Below are 16,000 nucleotides of genomic sequence, written 5' to 3' on the forward strand. Positions count from 1 at the left end.
GCACCGGCGCGGGCGGGTGGCCGGTTAACCTCGCGGTAGGGGGTGCGATGGAGTTCCGGATCTTGGGCCCGGTGCAGTGCCGGAACGGGGCGCGGCCGGTGAAACTGGCAGGCCCGCGGCAGGAGCGGATCCTCGCCGCGCTGCTGCTCGGCGCCGATCGGGTCGTCTCGGTCTCGCGGCTGGTGGACGTCGTCTGGGACGAGGATCCGCCCGCCACCGCCACGCGCCAGATCCGTAATCTCACCACCGCGTTGAAGCGCACGCTCGTCGCCGAGGGTGCCGCCGACGACGTTTTGACCGCCGAAGGGCCGGGCTTCGTCCTTCGTCCAAGCTCCTTCGACCTCCGCACGTTCGAGGAGCGCGTCTCGCGTGGCGAGTTCCGCGAAGCGCTCGCGTGCTGGAGCGGACCGGCTCTGTCCGGTGTGGACAGTGCGGCGCTGCGTGGTGAAGCCGAAGAGCTCGACGAGCGTCGTCTGTCCGTTGTGGAACGTTGTCTCGACGAAGAGATCTCCGCCGGGGAAGACTCCGTCGCGGAGCTGACGGCGCTGGTCGCCGAACACCCGCTACGGGAACCGTTCGCCGGCTTGCTCATGCGCGCGCTGCACCAGCAGGGCAGGCAGGCCGACGCGCTGAACGTCTACCGGCAGGCGCGAACGCGGCTGGTGGAGGAACTCGGGATCGACCCCGGCCCGAAGCTGCGCGAACTCTACGAGCGGATCCTGCGCGACGAGCCGGAGTACGGCAAGACCCGCTGCTTCCTTCCTTACGACGTCCCGGATTTCACCGGGCGCGAAGCCGAGATCGGCCGTCTGGCCGACGCCGTCCGGCTCGGCCGCCCCGTCGTCGTCGACGGTATGGCCGGTGTAGGCAAGACCTCGCTCGCCGTCCACGCCGCGCATCGGCTCGCCGCCGATTTCCCCGACGGGCAGCTGTTCGTGGATCTGCACGGCCACTCCCCCGCCCGCGAACCGCTTCCGCCCGAGGCCGCGCTCGAAGCCCTGCTCGGGCAGCTGGACATCCCGGCTTCGCGGCTTCCCGGCGGCGTGGACCGGAGGGCCGAACTGTGGCGGACCCGAACGGCGGGCCGGTCGCTGCTCGTGGTGCTCGACAACGCCGCGAGCGCGGAACAGCTGCGGCCGCTGGTGCCGGGTTCGGCGACGGTCGCCCTCCTGGTCACCGGGAGGCGCCGGCTGGCCGCGATCGACGGTGCCGCGTCGATCAGTCTCGAAGTGCTGCCGGACGAAGAGGCAGGCGCCCTGTTCGCGGCGGCCTCCGGACGACCGGACACCGGGGTGGCCGCGTTGTGCGGGAACCTGCCGCTCGCGATCCGCATCGCGGCCGCCCGGCTGCAGAATCGTCCACAGTGGACCGTCGAGGCCCTGGCCGAACGGCTGGGCTCCGAACACGACCGGCTGGCCGAGCTGAAGGTCGCCGGACGCGACGTGGCCGCGGCCTTCGCACTGTCCTATCGGGAGCTCGATGCCGCCCAACAACGTATGTTCCGTTTGCTGGGGCGTAATCCCGGTGCCGACATCGGCGTGCCCGCGGCCGCCGCGCTGGCAGGCACCGGCGAGCGCGAGGCCGAACGCCTATTGGAGGACCTGCTCGACGCCCATCTGCTCAGGCAGCGGGCGCTGGGCCGCTACGCGTTCCACGACCTGATCGCCGAGCACGCCCGGAACGCCGCACGCGACGAGGAATCCGGCCCCGCCGTGCGCCGGCTCCTCGACCACTACCGCGAAGGCGGCGGCCCCGGCTGGTACCGGACGGAACGGGCGAATCTCGTCGCGGTGACCCGGCACGCGCTCGACGCCGGTCTCGACGAGTACGCCTGGCGGATCGCCGCGGACACCGCCGAACACCTCCGGGAACGCGGGCACCTCGACGAACTCCTCGCCGTGACCCGGACCGGGATCGCCGCCGCCCGCCGGATCGGCGACCCGCACGCGATCCAGCTGAGCCTGGCGAGCCTCACCCTGGCGTTCTGGGAGAACGGGCGGCTCACCGAGGGAATGGACTGCGCGCTGGAACGGCTGGCCGTCGTCCGCGCGTCCGGCGACCGCGCGGCCGAGGCGATCGCGCTCTCCAGGGTGGGGGCGCTGCACGGCATGCTCGGCCGTTACCCCGAGGCGATCCGGTTCTATCGTGACGGCCTTGCCATCGCGGACGAGTCCGCCGCCGCCACGCTGTGGACCAATCTCAGCAACGCCCAGGAGGTCCTCGGCAGGCTGGACGACGCGCTGGTCTCCGCCCGGCGGGCGGTGGAACTGGGCGACGACGAGCGCGGCACGATCCTGAGTTCGGCCCAGCTCGGCCTCGTCCTGTCCCGGCTCGGCCGTTTCGACGAAGCCTTCGAGGTCATCGAACGGTCGATCACCGCCTCGCGGGATCTCGGCTACCTGTTCGGCGAGGCATGGAGCCGGATCGACCTCGCCGACGCCCTGTTGCGCGCCGATCGCCCGGGCGACGCGCGCGAGCAGGCCGGACGCGCGTGCGCGATCCTCACCCGGCTCAACCATCCGCTGTTGCTGGCGATGGCGGCCAACAGCCTTGGCACCGCCTGCCTCGCGCTCGGCGAGACGGCGACGGGTCTCAGGCGGCATCGGCTCGCGCTCGAAACGGCGAAGCGGATCGGCTACCGGCTGCAGGAAGCCCGCGCGCTGGCCGGGCTGGGGCAGGCCGGAGCCGCGCGGGACCACTACGCCGCGATGGGCCTGCCCATCGAACCCACCAGCAGGGAGACCATGGCGAGCGCGGCCGTACTCCACAGCAACAGCACGACACCAGCCCCCTCGACGACCAAGCCGCCGACGAAAGCGCCCAGGGCTATCGAACCGGTGAACACGCCGACGTAGAGACCGGTGACGTGCTCGACGCGATCCGGCGCGAGTGCGGTCATCCACAGCTGCGCGCCGACCGACAGTCCGCCGTAGGCCAGCCCCCACAGGGCGATCGCGGCCCAGGCGACGAGCGCGGAGGCGCCGGACAGCGCCAGCAGCCCGAGCGCGACCGCGATACCGGACGCCAGCAGCAGCACGGTCGGCCGAGGCCTGCGCCCGGCCGCGGCTCCGGCCACGAAGTTGCCGACCAGCCCGGACACGCCGTAGACGAGCAACAGCGACGCGATCGCGCCCGCCGTCATCCGGGGCAGCTCTTCGAGGACCGGACGCACGTAGGTGTACGCGGCGAAGTGCGCGGTCACCAGCAGCACCACCACGGCGAGGCCGGTGACCACGGCGGGACGGAACAACGAGCGGCGCCGTCCGGTGCCGGTCTGTTCGACGACCGCTGGACGGCGCAACACAGGCAAGGCCAGCAGCAAGGCGGGAACGAGCACCGACGCGCACACCACGAGCGACCAGAAGGCCGCTCGCCAGCCGAAAGCGTTCCCCACGAACGTGCCGAACGGCACCCCGAGCACCGAGGCGGCGGCGACACCCCCGACGGTGAACGAAACCGCCAGTGCGCGGTCGCGAGCCGCGACCAGCCTGACGGCCACGGCCGAAGCCATCCCCCAGACCGCGCCCATCCCGGCACCGAGCACGATCCGCGCGACCATGAGCAGCCCGAAATCGACGGCGATCGCGGTCAGCCCGTTGCCGGCGGCCAGCACCGCCACGGCCGCGGCCAGCACCCGGCGCCGGTCGAGGTCGCCGAGCAGCCGCGGCACCACGGGAGCGGTGACCGCCGAAACCAGACCGGTGACGGTCAGGCTGAGACCGGCCGCGCCCGCGGAGACACCGAGACCGTCCGCCATCGGGGTGAGCATCCCGACCGGCAGCATCTCGGAGGTCACCACCAGGAACGTGCTCAGCGTCAGCACGCCGACGGCGGCCCATCGCCGCGGGGATGTCCGCTCCAGACGGACCGGATCCGGGTGAGAGACAGAGGAACTCATGCCGTCCAGCCCATCACCGCGCGGCACCGGCGAACAACGACGTCTTCCTCATCGATCGATGAGCCAGGCTCATCGATCCGGTGTTATCGTCCGAGGATGGGTGACGCGCTTCCGACCATGCACCAAGCGCATCTGCAGCAGATCGAATGCCTGCTCACGCTGGCGGAGGAACTGCATTTCGGGCATACGGCAGAGCGGCTCGGCTACTCGCAATCGCGAGTGAGCCAGCTCGTCGCCACGCTGGAGGCACGGGTCGGCGCGCGGCTGGTCGAGCGCACCAGCCGCAAGGTCGGGCTCACCCGCGCCGGCGCGCAGTTCGTCAAGGAGATCCGGCCCGCTTATCGCGCGCTGCTCCGCACCTTCGAGCGCGCGCGTGAGCGGGCGATGCGCGGCGCTGTCGAGGAACTGCGGGTCGGGTTCACCGGCATGGTCTACGAGGAGGTCACTTCGATCTTCCGCGCGCTGCGCGATCGGCACGGCGTGGCCGTGCACACCCACGACGTCCCGCTCGGCTCACCGTTCACCGCCGTGCTCGACGGCGAGATCGACGCCGTCATCGCCGAACTCCCGGTCCACGAACCCGAGCTCACGGTCGGCTTCCTGTTCCCGCCGCAAGACCAGTACGTGATGGTCGGGACCGGTCACCCCATCGCGGAGCGCGAGTCGATCGATCGGGAAGATCTCGCGGAACTCGACCTGCTCCACCGCGCCGGTGACGGCCCCGGCTACTGGAAGGCCGCGCGTACGCCGCCCGCCACTCCGTCGGGAACGCCGATTCCCTCGACCGCGGGGATCACGACCGTCCAGCAGGGAATGGCGCTGGCGGCGTCCGGGATGCACGCGATGCTGGTATGCCGTCCGCTGACGGAACAGCACACCCGCACCGATCTGCGCTACGTCCCCGTCCGCGGCCTGGAAGCGTCCAGTCAGCTCGGCCTCGTCTGGCGGACCGGCCACGTGAACCCGCCGCTGACCGCGCTGGCCGAACTGCTCGAACAGGCCGGGTCCGTCAGCCGAAAAACCCGGTGAGCAGGCCGCGCAAGGTGTCCGGCTGGTGGAGGACGCCGTGGTCCTGTCCCTCGACGGTGACGTACCGCGCGCCGGGGATCGCGTCGGCGACCGCGCGGGTGCCCGCCCGCATCCAGGCGTCGCTCTCCCCGCCGTCGATCACCAGCGTGGGCACCGGGATCTTGGCCAGCCTGTCCGCGGGCAGCACGTTTCCGGGACCGCAGAGCGCGAGGTCGTAGGGCAGCGTGTGGGCGAGCCCGGTGAACCACGCCCAGAACGGGTCGTCCCGCATGCCCTTGACGACCTCTTCCGGCGTCGCCGTCCCCTCGACCAGGAACAGCTCCGCCGCGCCGTCGCGGTCGCCGTCGGCGATCAAGGCACGGACGCGGTCGAAGAGGTCGGCCGCGGGCCTCTCCCGGCTGTCGTCGACGACGTACGGCGGCTCGTAGACGGCGAGGCCGGTCATGGCGACGCCTCTGGCGGCCGCCTCCAGCCCCAGCACCGCGCCCGACGAGTGCCCGAACACCGCCGCCGAACCACCCACGTGCTCGATCAGCGCGGCGAGATCCTCGACCTCACGCTCGACCGAATAGACCGCGCCGGCGCCGCTGTCACCCCGGCCACGCCGGTCGTAGGCGATCACGCTGTACTCCGGCGCCAGGGTCGCGGCCAGGCCGGCGACGGTCGTCCGGTCGTTGAACGCGCCGCCGACCAGGATCACCGGCGCGCCCTCACCGGTGCGGTCGAAGGCGATCGGGGTGCCGTCGGCCGAGATCACGGTCTCGAACGAGGTGGTCATCAGGTCCTCCACAGGGTCGCTTCACTCTAGCTTCGGCACTGGGTCGGAGCCGATGACCACCGCTCGACATCACTTCCGGAGTTTTCCGAAGAATTCGCGGAGTTCGGCCACGACGTCGTCCGGCACGGCCATCGCGACCATGTGACTGGGGCTTTCGTGCTCGGCCCAGCGCACGACGTCGTTCTTGCGCGAGGCGATCGCGCGCAACGCGGACGGCCCGCCGTGGGAGACGCCGGTCGGCACCGCCGTCTGGTCCATCGGCATCGCGGCCTGCCCCTCGTAGTAGGGCCACAGCGAGGTGCCGCCGGTCCCGGTCAGCCAGTACAAGGTCGCGTTGGTGAGGAGCAGGTCGCGGTCGATCGGCTCGGCGGGCGCCGTGCCGTCGGGCCAGCCGTCGAACTCCTTGAACCGTTCCACCAGGTACGCCAGCTGCGCGACCGGCGAATCGAGGAAGCCGAAACTCAGCGTCTGCGGCCGGTTCGTCAGGTACGGCGCGTATCCGCTGCCGCCCGCGAAACGCTCCAGCAGCCCCGCGAGATCGGCCTGGTCCTGCGGCGTGAGCCCCTCGAAGTCGGCCGGATCGCCGGTCGGCACCCCGAGCCCGGACGTGATGTGCGAGCCGATGACGTGCTCGGGCGCCTGCACCGCGAGGCAGGGCGTCACCAGCGCGCCGGCGTCGTTCCCGTGCGCGCCATAGCGTTCGTAACCGAGGCGGCTCATCAGTTCCGCCCAGGCCCGCGCCACCCGGGCGATGTCCCACGGTCGTTCGTCGGCCGGCTCCGGGAACGGCGAGAAACCGAAGCCAGGCAAGGACGGCGCGACGACGTGGAAGGCGCACGACGGGTCGAGACCGTGGGCTCGCGGGTCGGTGAGCGGGCCGAGGACATTCAGGAACTCGGCGATCGAGCTGGGCCAGCTGTGCGTCATGATCAGCGGGATCGCGCCGGGTTCCGGCGACCGGACGTGCAGGAAGTGCACGCGCTGGCCGTCGATCTCGGTGGTGTACTGCGGGAATTCGTTGAGCTGCTTCTCCAACGCGCGCCAGTCGTAGCCGTCTCGCCAGTACTCGGCCAGGTCCTTGAGGTACGCGACCGGGACGCCCCGGCTCCACTCGGCACCGGGCAGCGCCGACGGCCAGCGCGTGCGGGCCAGCCGGTCGGTCAGGTCGTCCAGATCGGACTGCGGGATGTCGATGCGGAACTGCTCGATGTCGGTCATGAGGTGACCGTAGGGGCCATTCAGGCCAGATCCTGACCTGAATGATCGGCCGTAGTCAGCGGGCGCGATCCGCCTGAAGGCCCTGGCGGCCGCCGTTCATGGCGGGCTCGTGGTCCAGACGTGTCCCCTGGCGAGCATTGAGGGGCGAAGGGGCTTTCCCCGCATCCGATGCGATGAAAGCCCCCGTCACAACGGCCCGGCGACCGACCCGCGTTCAGTCGGCTAAACGCGGACGATCTGTGTGGCGCCGAAGGTGTCCTTCACCGGGACCTCGACGGTCTTCCGTCGCACGGTCACGCGCAGGACTTCCTGTCGCTGCGTCGGATCCGAAACCGCCAGCTGCCAACCGTTCGAGGTCCGCCCGAGCGCCACCGAAGCCGGACCGGACACCGACACCTCGTCGACCGAGCCGGCGGCGAAGAAGTTCGCCAGCAGGGTCGCGTCCCAGAGCCGGACGGCCTGCACGGTCGCGGTGTTGGACCGCACGCGCCACGACCAGGCCGAAGCGATCGTCTGCAGCACCGACGCGGTGGGAAGGACGGCGTACGCGTAGCTCGCGTTCGACGGCTTGGCACCGTGTTCGATGACCAGATTCTGATAGCGCCGGGTGTAGGGCACCGTGGTGCCCTTGGTGTTGGCGCCCTTGTCGATGTCGCGCCAGGTCCCTGTCCGGTCCTCGCGCAGCGCGGTGACCTCGGCGTCGTCGAGCAGGACGTACCCGCCGACCCGTTCGAGATGCAGCCATCGCTTGCGCCGCAAGGACTCCGAGCCGCCGACGAGATGGCCGTCGGCCAGCAGGACACCGCTGCCGTTCTCGCCGAGGTTGCGGTTCTCGATCGTGGTGCGGACCCGCTCGCCGGAGGAGTCGGTGATCCCGGCACCGAGGCACACCACACCGGACGGCGTGAAGAACCACGACTTCTTCGCGGTCAGCGTGCCGTCCTGCGAGACGAAGTCGAGGGCGTGCGCGCCGTGCCGAGCGTCCCAGCGGACGCCGCCGCAGTGATCCTTGCTCGTCAGCGGCACCGACTCCAGTTTGGGGGCCGGGCCGCTCTTGGTGGTCGTGCCCGGCAGCAGCAGCGGGTCGACCGTCGGCCAGTAGGCGTCGGTGAAATGCCCCTTCGCCTTGGGCAGGAACAGATACAGCGAACCGTCGCCGACGTACCAGCCGTGCAGGTTCATCGAGTTGATCGACTCGTACCGCGAGATCCGCGTCGAGGCGACGCCGAGCGAGGCCGACCAGCCTTCGGTGATGTGCACCATCCGGTCCTGCTGGCCGAACACGCGATGTGTCGCGACCGTCGGCGTCGCCCGCACCTTGGTCGCCAGCAGCTCCTGCGCGAACTCGATACCGGGGATGCCGACGAGGTCCGGCCCCGGCGCGAACCGCTCGGGGTCGGGGATCTCGAGGTACGGCGCGAAGGTGTCCTCGGTGATCCACTTCGCGGCGAGACCGCCGAGCGCCTCCTTGCGCTTCCCGCTCGCCGACCGCGCCAGCAACACCACCGCGCCGGTGAGCTGGTGCCCGATGTCATGCGCGGACTCCCCTTGCCGGGAAAGGAACCGGCCGCGGACCGACTCCATCAGCGCGCCCGCGTACACGAACGGCGCGAACGTGTCGGAGACCAGCGCGTACGCCGCGTCGCGGACGTCGGCGGGCAGTTCGAACTCCGTGCCCTTGGTGACATGGATGGCCGACGCGACGGCGGTGAGCAGGATGATCCCGTAATGCCCGGGATACGGCACCGAATCGTGCTGCAGGAACGATCCGTCGGTGTGGAAACCGTCGCCCGCCGAGCGATGGAGCTTGGCGATGACGCTCGCCGCTCCCCCGCCTTCGACGTCGGTGAAGGCGCCGACGCCGCGTTTGATCCGCTCGGCGTCGCCCAGCATCGCGCCGGAGACGATGGAGATCGTCGACTTGTCCGCGCGGTTGGCGCCGGTCTCGACGACGCTGGGGTTGTTGGTGCGGCGGTTCGGGTCGCCGGAGAATTTCAGCACCGGCTTCAGGTACCTGGCGAGCTCGTCCTGGGTGAGCTCGTCGGCGACCGTCGCGAGGATGTGCAGCAGGTAGAGCGGGATGCCGATCTCGTAGGTGTACCAGTTGCCGATCTCGGCGGTCTTCTCGCTGTACTGATCGCTGGTGTACAGCAGTTCCAGCGCGCCCTTGATCCGCGCGAGGACCGCGGGATCGCCCGCGAGCGCGCCGCCGGGAGTACCCCAGTTGACCGCGATCGCGCGGAGCCGGGCGTACATCGACGTCGTGAATTCGCTGCCGGGGCCGAGCGGGAGATCCTTCCACAGTGGACCGTCGCCGACCGTCATGCTGTCGTGATAGGCCTTCGCGACCCTGTCGAGGTTCGCCAGCGCGGCCGTGCGCTCCGCCGACGGCCGGTCGATGCCGGTCTGCAGTTCGCGATAGCCCCTCACGATGGAAGACGTCCCCGGAGCGGCGGGCTGCGCGGACGAAGTGCCCGCGAGAGCGGATGTCAGCGCCATCGAAGCGGCCGCTGCCGCGCCTCCCCGCAAGGCCGTTCTCCTGTCGAAGTAACCGAAACCGGGCATGACAGTGCCTCCCAAAGGGCGTCGAGACGGGTTCAAGGGCGGCGGCGGGTGCTGGGGCCTCGTGAGTGGTAAGGACGGTTAGAACCGTCCTTACCACTCACGAGGTTTACTGGCGTTTCCCGTCGGTCCTGCGGGGCAGGTCCCACGGGTTGTTCTCCTGCAACGGTTCCGGCAGCAGCGCGTCGGGGAAGCCCTGCCAGGCGATCGGTCGCAGGAACCGCTCGATCGCGGCGGTGCCGACCGAGGTACTGGTCGGCGCGGTGGTCGCCGGGTAGGGACCACCGTGTTCCTGTGCCCAGGTGACGGTGACGCCGGTCGGCCAGTCGTTCCACAGCAGACGACCGGCGACGCGGGTCAGCGACGGGAGGACCGGGCGGATCCAGTCCACATCGGACTCTTCACCCTGGATGGTCGCGGTGAGCCCGGGTTCCATCACGCCGAGCAGGCTGATCAGCTCGGCCTGGTCGGCGTAGGTGACGATCAGCGACGCCGGGCCGAAGCATTCCTCGCGGACCGTGCCGGCGTCGGCGAGGAAGGCCTTCGCGGTGGTGGCGAGCAGCGTCGCGCCATGCGAGATCCCTTCCGCGCCACCGGATTCCGACAGCACCTCGACACCGTCGACCTCGCTGAGCTTCGCCAGTCCGTCGGCGAAGCCCGCCGCGATACGCTCGTTGAGCATCGGCTGCGCCGGGACCGCCGCGACGGCTTCGCGCAGCGTGTCTTCGAGGCCGTGGCCCTCGGGCAGGAACAGCAGTCCCGGCTTGGTGCAGAACTGCCCGGCACCGAGGGTGAACGAACCCGCGTAACCCTTGGCGATCGCCTCACCGCGCGCGTCGATCGCGGCCCGCGTGACGACGACCGGGTTGACGCTGCCGAGTTCGCCGTAGAACGGGATCGGCGACGGCCGCGAGGTCGCGATGTCGAACAGCGCGCGCCCGCCCGGCAGGGAGCCGGTGAACGACGCCGCCTGGATCCGCGGGTCCTTCAGCGCCGTGACGCCGTTCTGCTGGCCGTGGATGACCGCGAAGATCCCTTCCGGCGCACCGGCGCCGACCAGCGCCTCACGCAGGACCTCGCCGGTGCGGGCGGACAGCTCCGGGTGTCCCGAGTGTGCCTTGAGCACGACCGGGCACCCGGCGGCCAGCGCCGAAGCGGTGTCCCCGCCCGCGACGCTGAACGCGAACGGGAAGTTGCTGGCGGCGAACACCAGCACCGGCCCGATCGGGGTGAGCAGCCGCCGGATGTCCGGCCGCGGCCCCATCGGCCAGGCCGCGTCCGCGTGGTCGACGGTGGCGCCGAGGAACTCGCCGTCGGCCAGCACCTCGCCGAACAGGCGGAGCTGGAACGTCGTGCGCTTCAGCTCGCCCTGCAGCCGCGGGGACGCCGGGAGATGCGTCTCCCGGTTGGCCAGCGCGATCAGCTCTTCGGCCGCCGCGTCCAGGGCGTCCGCGGCCGCGTGCAGCCAGCCGGCGCGCTGGGCTGGGGTCGCGGCCGCCGCCGTGCCTGCCGCATCGGCGGCGGCCGCGAGGATCTGGTCGAGCGTGGCGGGATCCGTTGCCTGGCTCATGGTTCTTGCTTCTCCTAGAGTTCTTGCGCGGCGCTGACCGCGGCGATGAGATCCGCCCAGCGCCCCGGGCCGGCGAGGCCGAGGTGATACAGGTGCAGTTCGGTGGCGCCTGCCTTGCCGAGTTCGGTGGTGTATGCCTCGATGTCGGGCACCGGGCTCGCCGCCACCGCGGTGATGTAGCTGCCGATGGCGACCTTCTCCGGCAGTTTCGCCCGTGCCGCCGCGACGGCGTTCACACTGGGGTGACCGGGTGCCCAGTTCTGCAGCACCACCGCGTCGACGTCGTCCGGGGCCGACGGCGTCAGGCCCGGCAGCGCGCCGGTGACCCACGGGTCCATCGCGCCGTGCAGCACGATCCTGGGCCCGGACGGGATCTTCTCGAGCACCGCGCGCCGCAGGGCGTCGGTCGCGTTCTGCCGGGTGTCGAGCAGGACCTGTCGGAGCGTGGGCAGGATCTTGTCCTCGGTGGCCCGCAGGTCACCGCTGTCGATCAGCCGCCGGACCTCGGCCCGCAGCTTGCCCAGCGCCTTCGCCGGATCCTGACCGGCCGCGGCCCAGGCGTCGAGACAGTCGTCGCAGCAGCAGATCGACAGCAGCCGGGCCACCGCGGGCGACCAGACGCCGTCGGTCTTCTCGTGCTGGTGCTGGTGCACGGCGCCGAGCGGACCGCAGGCTTCGAGGATCACCGTCGCGAAGTCGAGCCCGGCGAGGCTTTCCGCCGTCACGTTCGCCGCGTACTCGCGCACCGCCCGCTGGCCGGGGCACAGCGCCCACGGGTACCGCTCGCCGAAACAGTTGCGCACGGTGAAATCCGGGAATTCCGTGCCCAGCTGCGAATTGTGGGTCAGCACGAGCCACGCCGCGGCCGGGATGCCCGCCTCGGTCAGCGCACGGACGGCGTCGCCCGCGCTGTCTCGGCTTTCGACCCAGTCCGGCTCGGCGGGCTTCAGCTCACCCCAGGCCTCGTCGCGCACCGGCCGGTACAGCGCCGCGTGGCGCGCGACGACCGAGGTGCGCTCGGGCGACCAGGGTGTCGCCGCGCGGGCACTGTGGTACGACACGGCGACGGCGACCTCGTCGACGCCGAGCTCGCGTACGCGCTCGACGAAGCCGGGATCGTCGACGACGTCCCAGGGGTAGGCGTATCCGGTGACCTTCACGCTGTCACCACCGTGCCGTGTTCGGTTCGAAACTTCCGACGAACTTCCGCATATAGGTCACGTCATCCCGTTTGGTCTGTCCACTTCGGACATAGTCTTCATGGGCCCGCGCCAGCGCGTCGGGGTCGAGCTCGACCCCCAGCCCCGGCTTGTCGGGCACCGCGACCGCACCGTCGACGAACTCCAGCGCACCCGGGGCGATGACGTCGGCCGTCTTCCACGGCCAGTGGGTGTCGCAGGCGTAGGTCAGATGCGGCGTCGCCGCGGCCACGTGCACCATAGCGGCCAGACTGATCCCGAGATGACTGTTCGAATGCATGGACAGCCCCACGTCGAAGCATTCCGCCGTGGTGGACAGCGCCTGGGTGTCCCGCAGACCACCCCAGTAATGATGGTCCGAAAGTATGACCCCGACCGCTCGCTGCCGGAACGCGGGCTCGATGTCCGCGAAGCGCACCACGCACATGTTCGTGGCCAGCGGCATGTTCGCCTTCTCCGCGACCCGCGCCATGCCCTCGATACCCGGCGTCGGGTCTTCGAGGTACTCCAGGACGCCGTCGAGCTCTTCGGCGACCCGGATCCCCGTCTCGACCGTCCATGCCGCGTTCGGGTCGATGCGGAGCGGGTGGCCGGGGAAGGCGTCCGCGAGCGCGCGGATCCCGTCCATCTCCTGGTCGGGGTCGAAGGCGCCGCCCTTGAGCTTGATGGAGCCGAAGCCGTACTCCTCCACCATGCGGCGCGCCTCGCCGACGAGCGCTTCCGGCGTGGTCACCTCGCCCCACGAGTCCTCCTCGGCGCCGATGTGGGCACCGAACTTGTAGAACAGGTACGCGGAGAAGTCGACGGCGTCGCGTGCCTTGCCGCCGAGCAGGTCCACGACCGGCCTGCCGAGGTAGTGGCCTTGAGCGTCGAGCGCCGCCACCTCGAACAGCGAGTACACGCTGGCCACGGTCTTGCTGACGGAGAAACCGCCGGTGAGCCCGTGCGCGTCGGCGAAGACGACCTCGCCCAGCGTGGTCGCGACCTTCCGGCGGAGGCCGGGCAGGTCGAACACGTCGTGTCCCTTGAGTTCCGGCAGCACCTTCCGGACCTGCTCGAGGAACGCGAGGTCACCGTAGGACTCGCCGAGGCCGACCACCCCGTCCTCGCAGATCAGCTGGACGACCCCGCGCAGCGCGAACGGCTCGTGCACGCCCATCGCGTTGAGCAGCGGGGGGTCGGCGAAGGCGACCGGGGTCAGGACGACGTCGAGAACCTTCATCGTCAGGCACCGGCCTCGACGGACTTGAGGACGGCGAACCCGTCGTCGACGATCTTCTCCAGGCGGGCGATCTGGTCCGCGGTGGGCTCGACCAGCGGCGGCCGGACCGAGCCGACCTTGTCACCCCGAAGACGCGCGGCGGCCTTGACCAGCGACACGGCGAAACCCTGTCCCTCGTCCCGCAACGCGACCAGCGGGAGGTAGAAGCCGGCGAGCAGCGCCTCCATGACGGCGTCGTCGTTCTCCGCGAGCGCACGGTGGAACCGGGCCGCGATCTCGGGGGCGAAGCAGTGCACGGCCGAGGAGTACCGCGCCACGCCGACCGCGGAGTAGGCGCGCGCGGAGACCTCCGCCGTCGGGAGACCGTTGAAGAACAGGAAATCCCGGGCCCGGTCGGTGCCGGTGGAGCGGATCGTGGTGATGATCCGGCTCATGAGTTCGACGTCGCCGAAACCGTCCTTGATACCGACCACCGACGGGATGCCGAGCAGGTCCACGGCCGAATCGGGGGTGAGCACGCCGGTGGAACGGTGGTAGACGATCACCGGGATCGAGGAATCCCCGACGGCGTACCGGACGTGGTCGACCAGCCCGGACGGCGGACCGGTCACCAGGTACGGCGGCAGGAGGAGGACGCCGTCCGCGCCGCCCGCCTCCGCCGCCGCGATCCCGGCGCGGGCCGACGCCGCACCTCCGCCCGCGCCGACCCATACGGGCACGCGCCCGGAAACGACCTCACGAGCCTTGCGCAGGATCGCTGCGTGCTCGTCCGGGGACAGCGAGCTGAATTCGCCCGTACCGCAGGCGACGAACAGCGCGCCGGCTCCGGCGGCCACGTGGCTCTCGACGGTTTCCGCGAACGCGTCGAGGTTCAGTTCCAGACCCTCGGTGAAGGGGGTCAAGGGGAACGCCAGTAGGCCGTCGAGTTCGATCTTGCGCTCTGCCATGGATTTCTCTTTCGTTCTTTGTGGATGGTCCCGGGTACGGGCCCGGTCAGGCGGGCACGGTGGTGCCGTCCTGCGACTTGCTGGGTGTGACTTCGTCGTCACGGTCGATCGTGTCGATGATCTCGTCGGTGGAGGCCTTGCGCTCGGGCATGAGGTAGCCGAGCCCGATGAACAGCCCCAGTGAGACCAGGATCGGGGTGGACACGGTGACCGCGAGGGTGGCGTTGTAGCCGTAGTAAGCGATCGCGTAGGCGATGAGACCGCCCGCCCACGAGATCAGCGCCGCGCGGGAGCCGGACCGGCGGAACCACGGGAGCATGCCGAGCAGCAGCGGCACCGAGATCGGGCCCATCAGGGCCGCGACCCAGAGCACCACGATGCCGAGCACGCCGCCGAGTTTGGGTGCCTGCGTGGCGACCGCCATGGTCAGCACGATGAAGATCGCGGTCGTGATGCGGGCGGCCAGCAGCCCCTGCGCTTCGGTCCACCGCCGGGTCTTCTTGATCAGCACCGGCAGCATGTCACGGGTGATGACCGCGGAGATCGCGTTCGCGTCGGACGACACCATCGCCATCGTGTGGGAGAAGATGCCTGCCAGCACCAGCCCGATCAGGCCCGGCGGCAGGAACGTCGTCGTCATGATCGCGTAGGCGTTGTCCGGGTTCTCGATGTTCGGGATCAGCAGCGGTGCCGCGAACATCGGGAACATCATGAACAGGGGCCACACCAGGTACAGGATCGAGGAGAGCCGCGCGCCCCGGCGTGCCGCGTGCGTGTCCGGCGCGGCCATGTAGCGCTGCGCCAGGTTCCACATACCGCCGTTGTACTCCAGGGTTTTCACCAGCACGTAGACGAGCAGCACCACGGTGGTGAACTTCGACGTGGTCGGGTTGAGGTGGCTCGGCGGGAGGTCGCCCCACATCGTCCACAGACCGGAGACGCCGCCGAGTTTGCCCAGCACCACCCAGAGCATGGCGATGGCCGCGATGGCCTGGATCACGAACTGGCCGAAGTCGGTGAGCGCGTCGGCCCAGAGACCGCCGACGGTGCAGTAGACCAGCGTGACCGAACCGGTGATGATGATGCCCCAGGTGTAGTCCACCCCGGCGAAGACGTTGAGGATCGTCGCGATGGCGAACCACTTCGCCGCGATGTCGAAGATCTTCAGCAGGCTGCCGCTCCACGCGAGCGCCTGCTGCGTCGGGACGTTGAACCGCCGCGCGAGGTACTCGAGCGGGGAGGCCACCCCCAGCCTCGACCGGAGCCTGTTCCACCGTGCGGCGAACAGCCAGCTGCCGATACCGACGCCGATGCCGATGCTGGCCATGCCCCAGAAGTAGACGGTGATCCCGCTCGTATAGGCCACCCCCGCGTAGGCGACGAACAGCACCGCGCTGTAGCCGGACATGTGATGCGAGATCCCGGTCAGCCACCAGGGCATCCGGCCCCCGGCGGTGAAGAAGTCCTTCACATCGTGGATCCGCTTGTGCGACCACCAGCCGATCACGACCATCAACGCGAAATACGCGCAGACCATCGCCCAGTCGAGTACGTGCACCGCTGACTCCTTTCCGCGT

At 70.3% G+C, this 16,000-nt stretch carries 10 protein-coding genes and 1 pseudogene; 2 read left to right on the forward strand and 9 right to left on the reverse strand.

Annotated elements, in window-relative coordinates:
• The first annotated feature begins 47 nt into the window (after positions 1-47).
• The gene (locus tag ACFWIW_RS20165; RefSeq protein ID WP_378369823.1) at positions 48-2,855 is read left to right on the forward strand and encodes a BTAD domain-containing putative transcriptional regulator; all 2,808 of its coding nucleotides are present in this window, start codon (positions 48-50) and stop codon (positions 2,853-2,855) included.
• Positions 2,856-2,875: 20 nt separating this feature from the next.
• Here the strand turns inward: ACFWIW_RS20165 and ACFWIW_RS20170 are convergent.
• A pseudogene (locus ACFWIW_RS20170) lies at positions 2,876-3,898 on the reverse strand (MFS transporter); the annotation flags it as partial.
• A gap of 96 nt (positions 3,899-3,994) precedes the next feature.
• Here ACFWIW_RS20170 and ACFWIW_RS20175 point away from each other — a divergent pair.
• Positions 3,995-4,927 carry a LysR family transcriptional regulator gene (locus ACFWIW_RS20175; RefSeq protein WP_378369824.1) on the forward strand — a complete coding sequence of 311 codons (933 nt, stop codon included), beginning with the start codon at positions 3,995-3,997 and terminating at the stop codon, positions 4,925-4,927.
• Here ACFWIW_RS20175 and ACFWIW_RS20180 read toward each other — a convergent pair.
• The 8 genes from ACFWIW_RS20180 to ACFWIW_RS20215 all read right to left on the reverse strand — a co-directional run bounded on the left by ACFWIW_RS20180 (position 4,908) and on the right by ACFWIW_RS20215 (position 15,981).
• Positions 4,908-5,705, reverse strand: coding sequence for an alpha/beta fold hydrolase (locus ACFWIW_RS20180; protein WP_378369825.1), 798 nt, complete (start codon positions 5,703-5,705; stop codon positions 4,908-4,910). The genes ACFWIW_RS20175 and ACFWIW_RS20180 overlap by 20 nt on opposite strands.
• Before the next feature lie 69 nt (positions 5,706-5,774).
• The gene (locus tag ACFWIW_RS20185) at positions 5,775-6,923 is read right to left on the reverse strand and encodes an epoxide hydrolase family protein (RefSeq protein WP_378369826.1); all 1,149 of its coding nucleotides are present in this window, start codon (positions 6,921-6,923) and stop codon (positions 5,775-5,777) included.
• A gap of 222 nt (positions 6,924-7,145) precedes the next feature.
• On the reverse strand, positions 7,146-9,488 hold the full coding sequence (locus tag ACFWIW_RS20190) for a polysaccharide lyase 8 family protein (RefSeq protein WP_378369827.1): 2,343 nt from the start codon (positions 9,486-9,488) through the stop codon (positions 7,146-7,148).
• A gap of 106 nt (positions 9,489-9,594) precedes the next feature.
• Positions 9,595-11,055, reverse strand: a complete 1,461-nt coding sequence (locus ACFWIW_RS20195; RefSeq protein WP_378369828.1) for an aldehyde dehydrogenase (NADP(+)) — start codon at positions 11,053-11,055, stop codon at positions 9,595-9,597.
• 14 nt (positions 11,056-11,069) lie between these two features.
• Positions 11,070-12,215 carry a hypothetical protein gene (locus tag ACFWIW_RS20200; protein ID WP_378369829.1) on the reverse strand — a complete coding sequence of 382 codons (1,146 nt, stop codon included), beginning with the start codon at positions 12,213-12,215 and terminating at the stop codon, positions 11,070-11,072.
• 4 nt (positions 12,216-12,219) lie between these two features.
• Positions 12,220-13,476 carry a glucarate dehydratase family protein gene (locus tag ACFWIW_RS20205; protein ID WP_378369830.1) on the reverse strand — a complete coding sequence of 419 codons (1,257 nt, stop codon included), beginning with the start codon at positions 13,474-13,476 and terminating at the stop codon, positions 12,220-12,222.
• Between the two features lie 2 nt (positions 13,477-13,478).
• Positions 13,479-14,423 carry a 5-dehydro-4-deoxyglucarate dehydratase gene (locus ACFWIW_RS20210; protein WP_378369831.1) on the reverse strand — a complete coding sequence of 315 codons (945 nt, stop codon included), beginning with the start codon at positions 14,421-14,423 and terminating at the stop codon, positions 13,479-13,481.
• 46 nt (positions 14,424-14,469) lie between these two features.
• A complete protein-coding gene (locus ACFWIW_RS20215) occupies positions 14,470-15,981 on the reverse strand; it encodes a sodium:solute symporter family protein (protein WP_378369832.1) in 1,512 nt (503 codons plus the stop codon).
• Positions 15,982-16,000: the final 19 nt, after the last annotated feature.

The sequence above is a fragment of the Amycolatopsis sp. NPDC058340 genome (assembly GCF_042723975.1).
Lineage (GTDB): Bacteria > Actinomycetota > Actinomycetes > Mycobacteriales > Pseudonocardiaceae > Amycolatopsis.

Excerpts from the sequence above, each read along its gene's own strand:
- ACFWIW_RS20180 (WP_378369825.1), bottom strand. The coding sequence starts at position 5,705 with ATGACCACCTCGTTCGAGACCGTGATCTCGGCCGACGGCACCCCGATC.
- ACFWIW_RS20185 (WP_378369826.1), bottom strand. The coding sequence starts at position 6,923 with ATGACCGACATCGAGCAGTTCCGCATCGACATCCCGCAGTCCGATCTG.
- ACFWIW_RS20190 (WP_378369827.1), bottom strand. The coding sequence starts at position 9,488 with ATGCCCGGTTTCGGTTACTTCGACAGGAGAACGGCCTTGCGGGGAGGC.
- ACFWIW_RS20165 (WP_378369823.1), top strand. The coding sequence starts at position 48 with ATGGAGTTCCGGATCTTGGGCCCGGTGCAGTGCCGGAACGGGGCGCGG.
- ACFWIW_RS20210 (WP_378369831.1), bottom strand. The coding sequence starts at position 14,423 with ATGGCAGAGCGCAAGATCGAACTCGACGGCCTACTGGCGTTCCCCTTG.
- ACFWIW_RS20195 (WP_378369828.1), bottom strand. The coding sequence starts at position 11,055 with ATGAGCCAGGCAACGGATCCCGCCACGCTCGACCAGATCCTCGCGGCC.
- ACFWIW_RS20205 (WP_378369830.1), bottom strand. The coding sequence starts at position 13,476 with ATGAAGGTTCTCGACGTCGTCCTGACCCCGGTCGCCTTCGCCGACCCC.
- ACFWIW_RS20175 (WP_378369824.1), top strand. The coding sequence starts at position 3,995 with ATGGGTGACGCGCTTCCGACCATGCACCAAGCGCATCTGCAGCAGATC.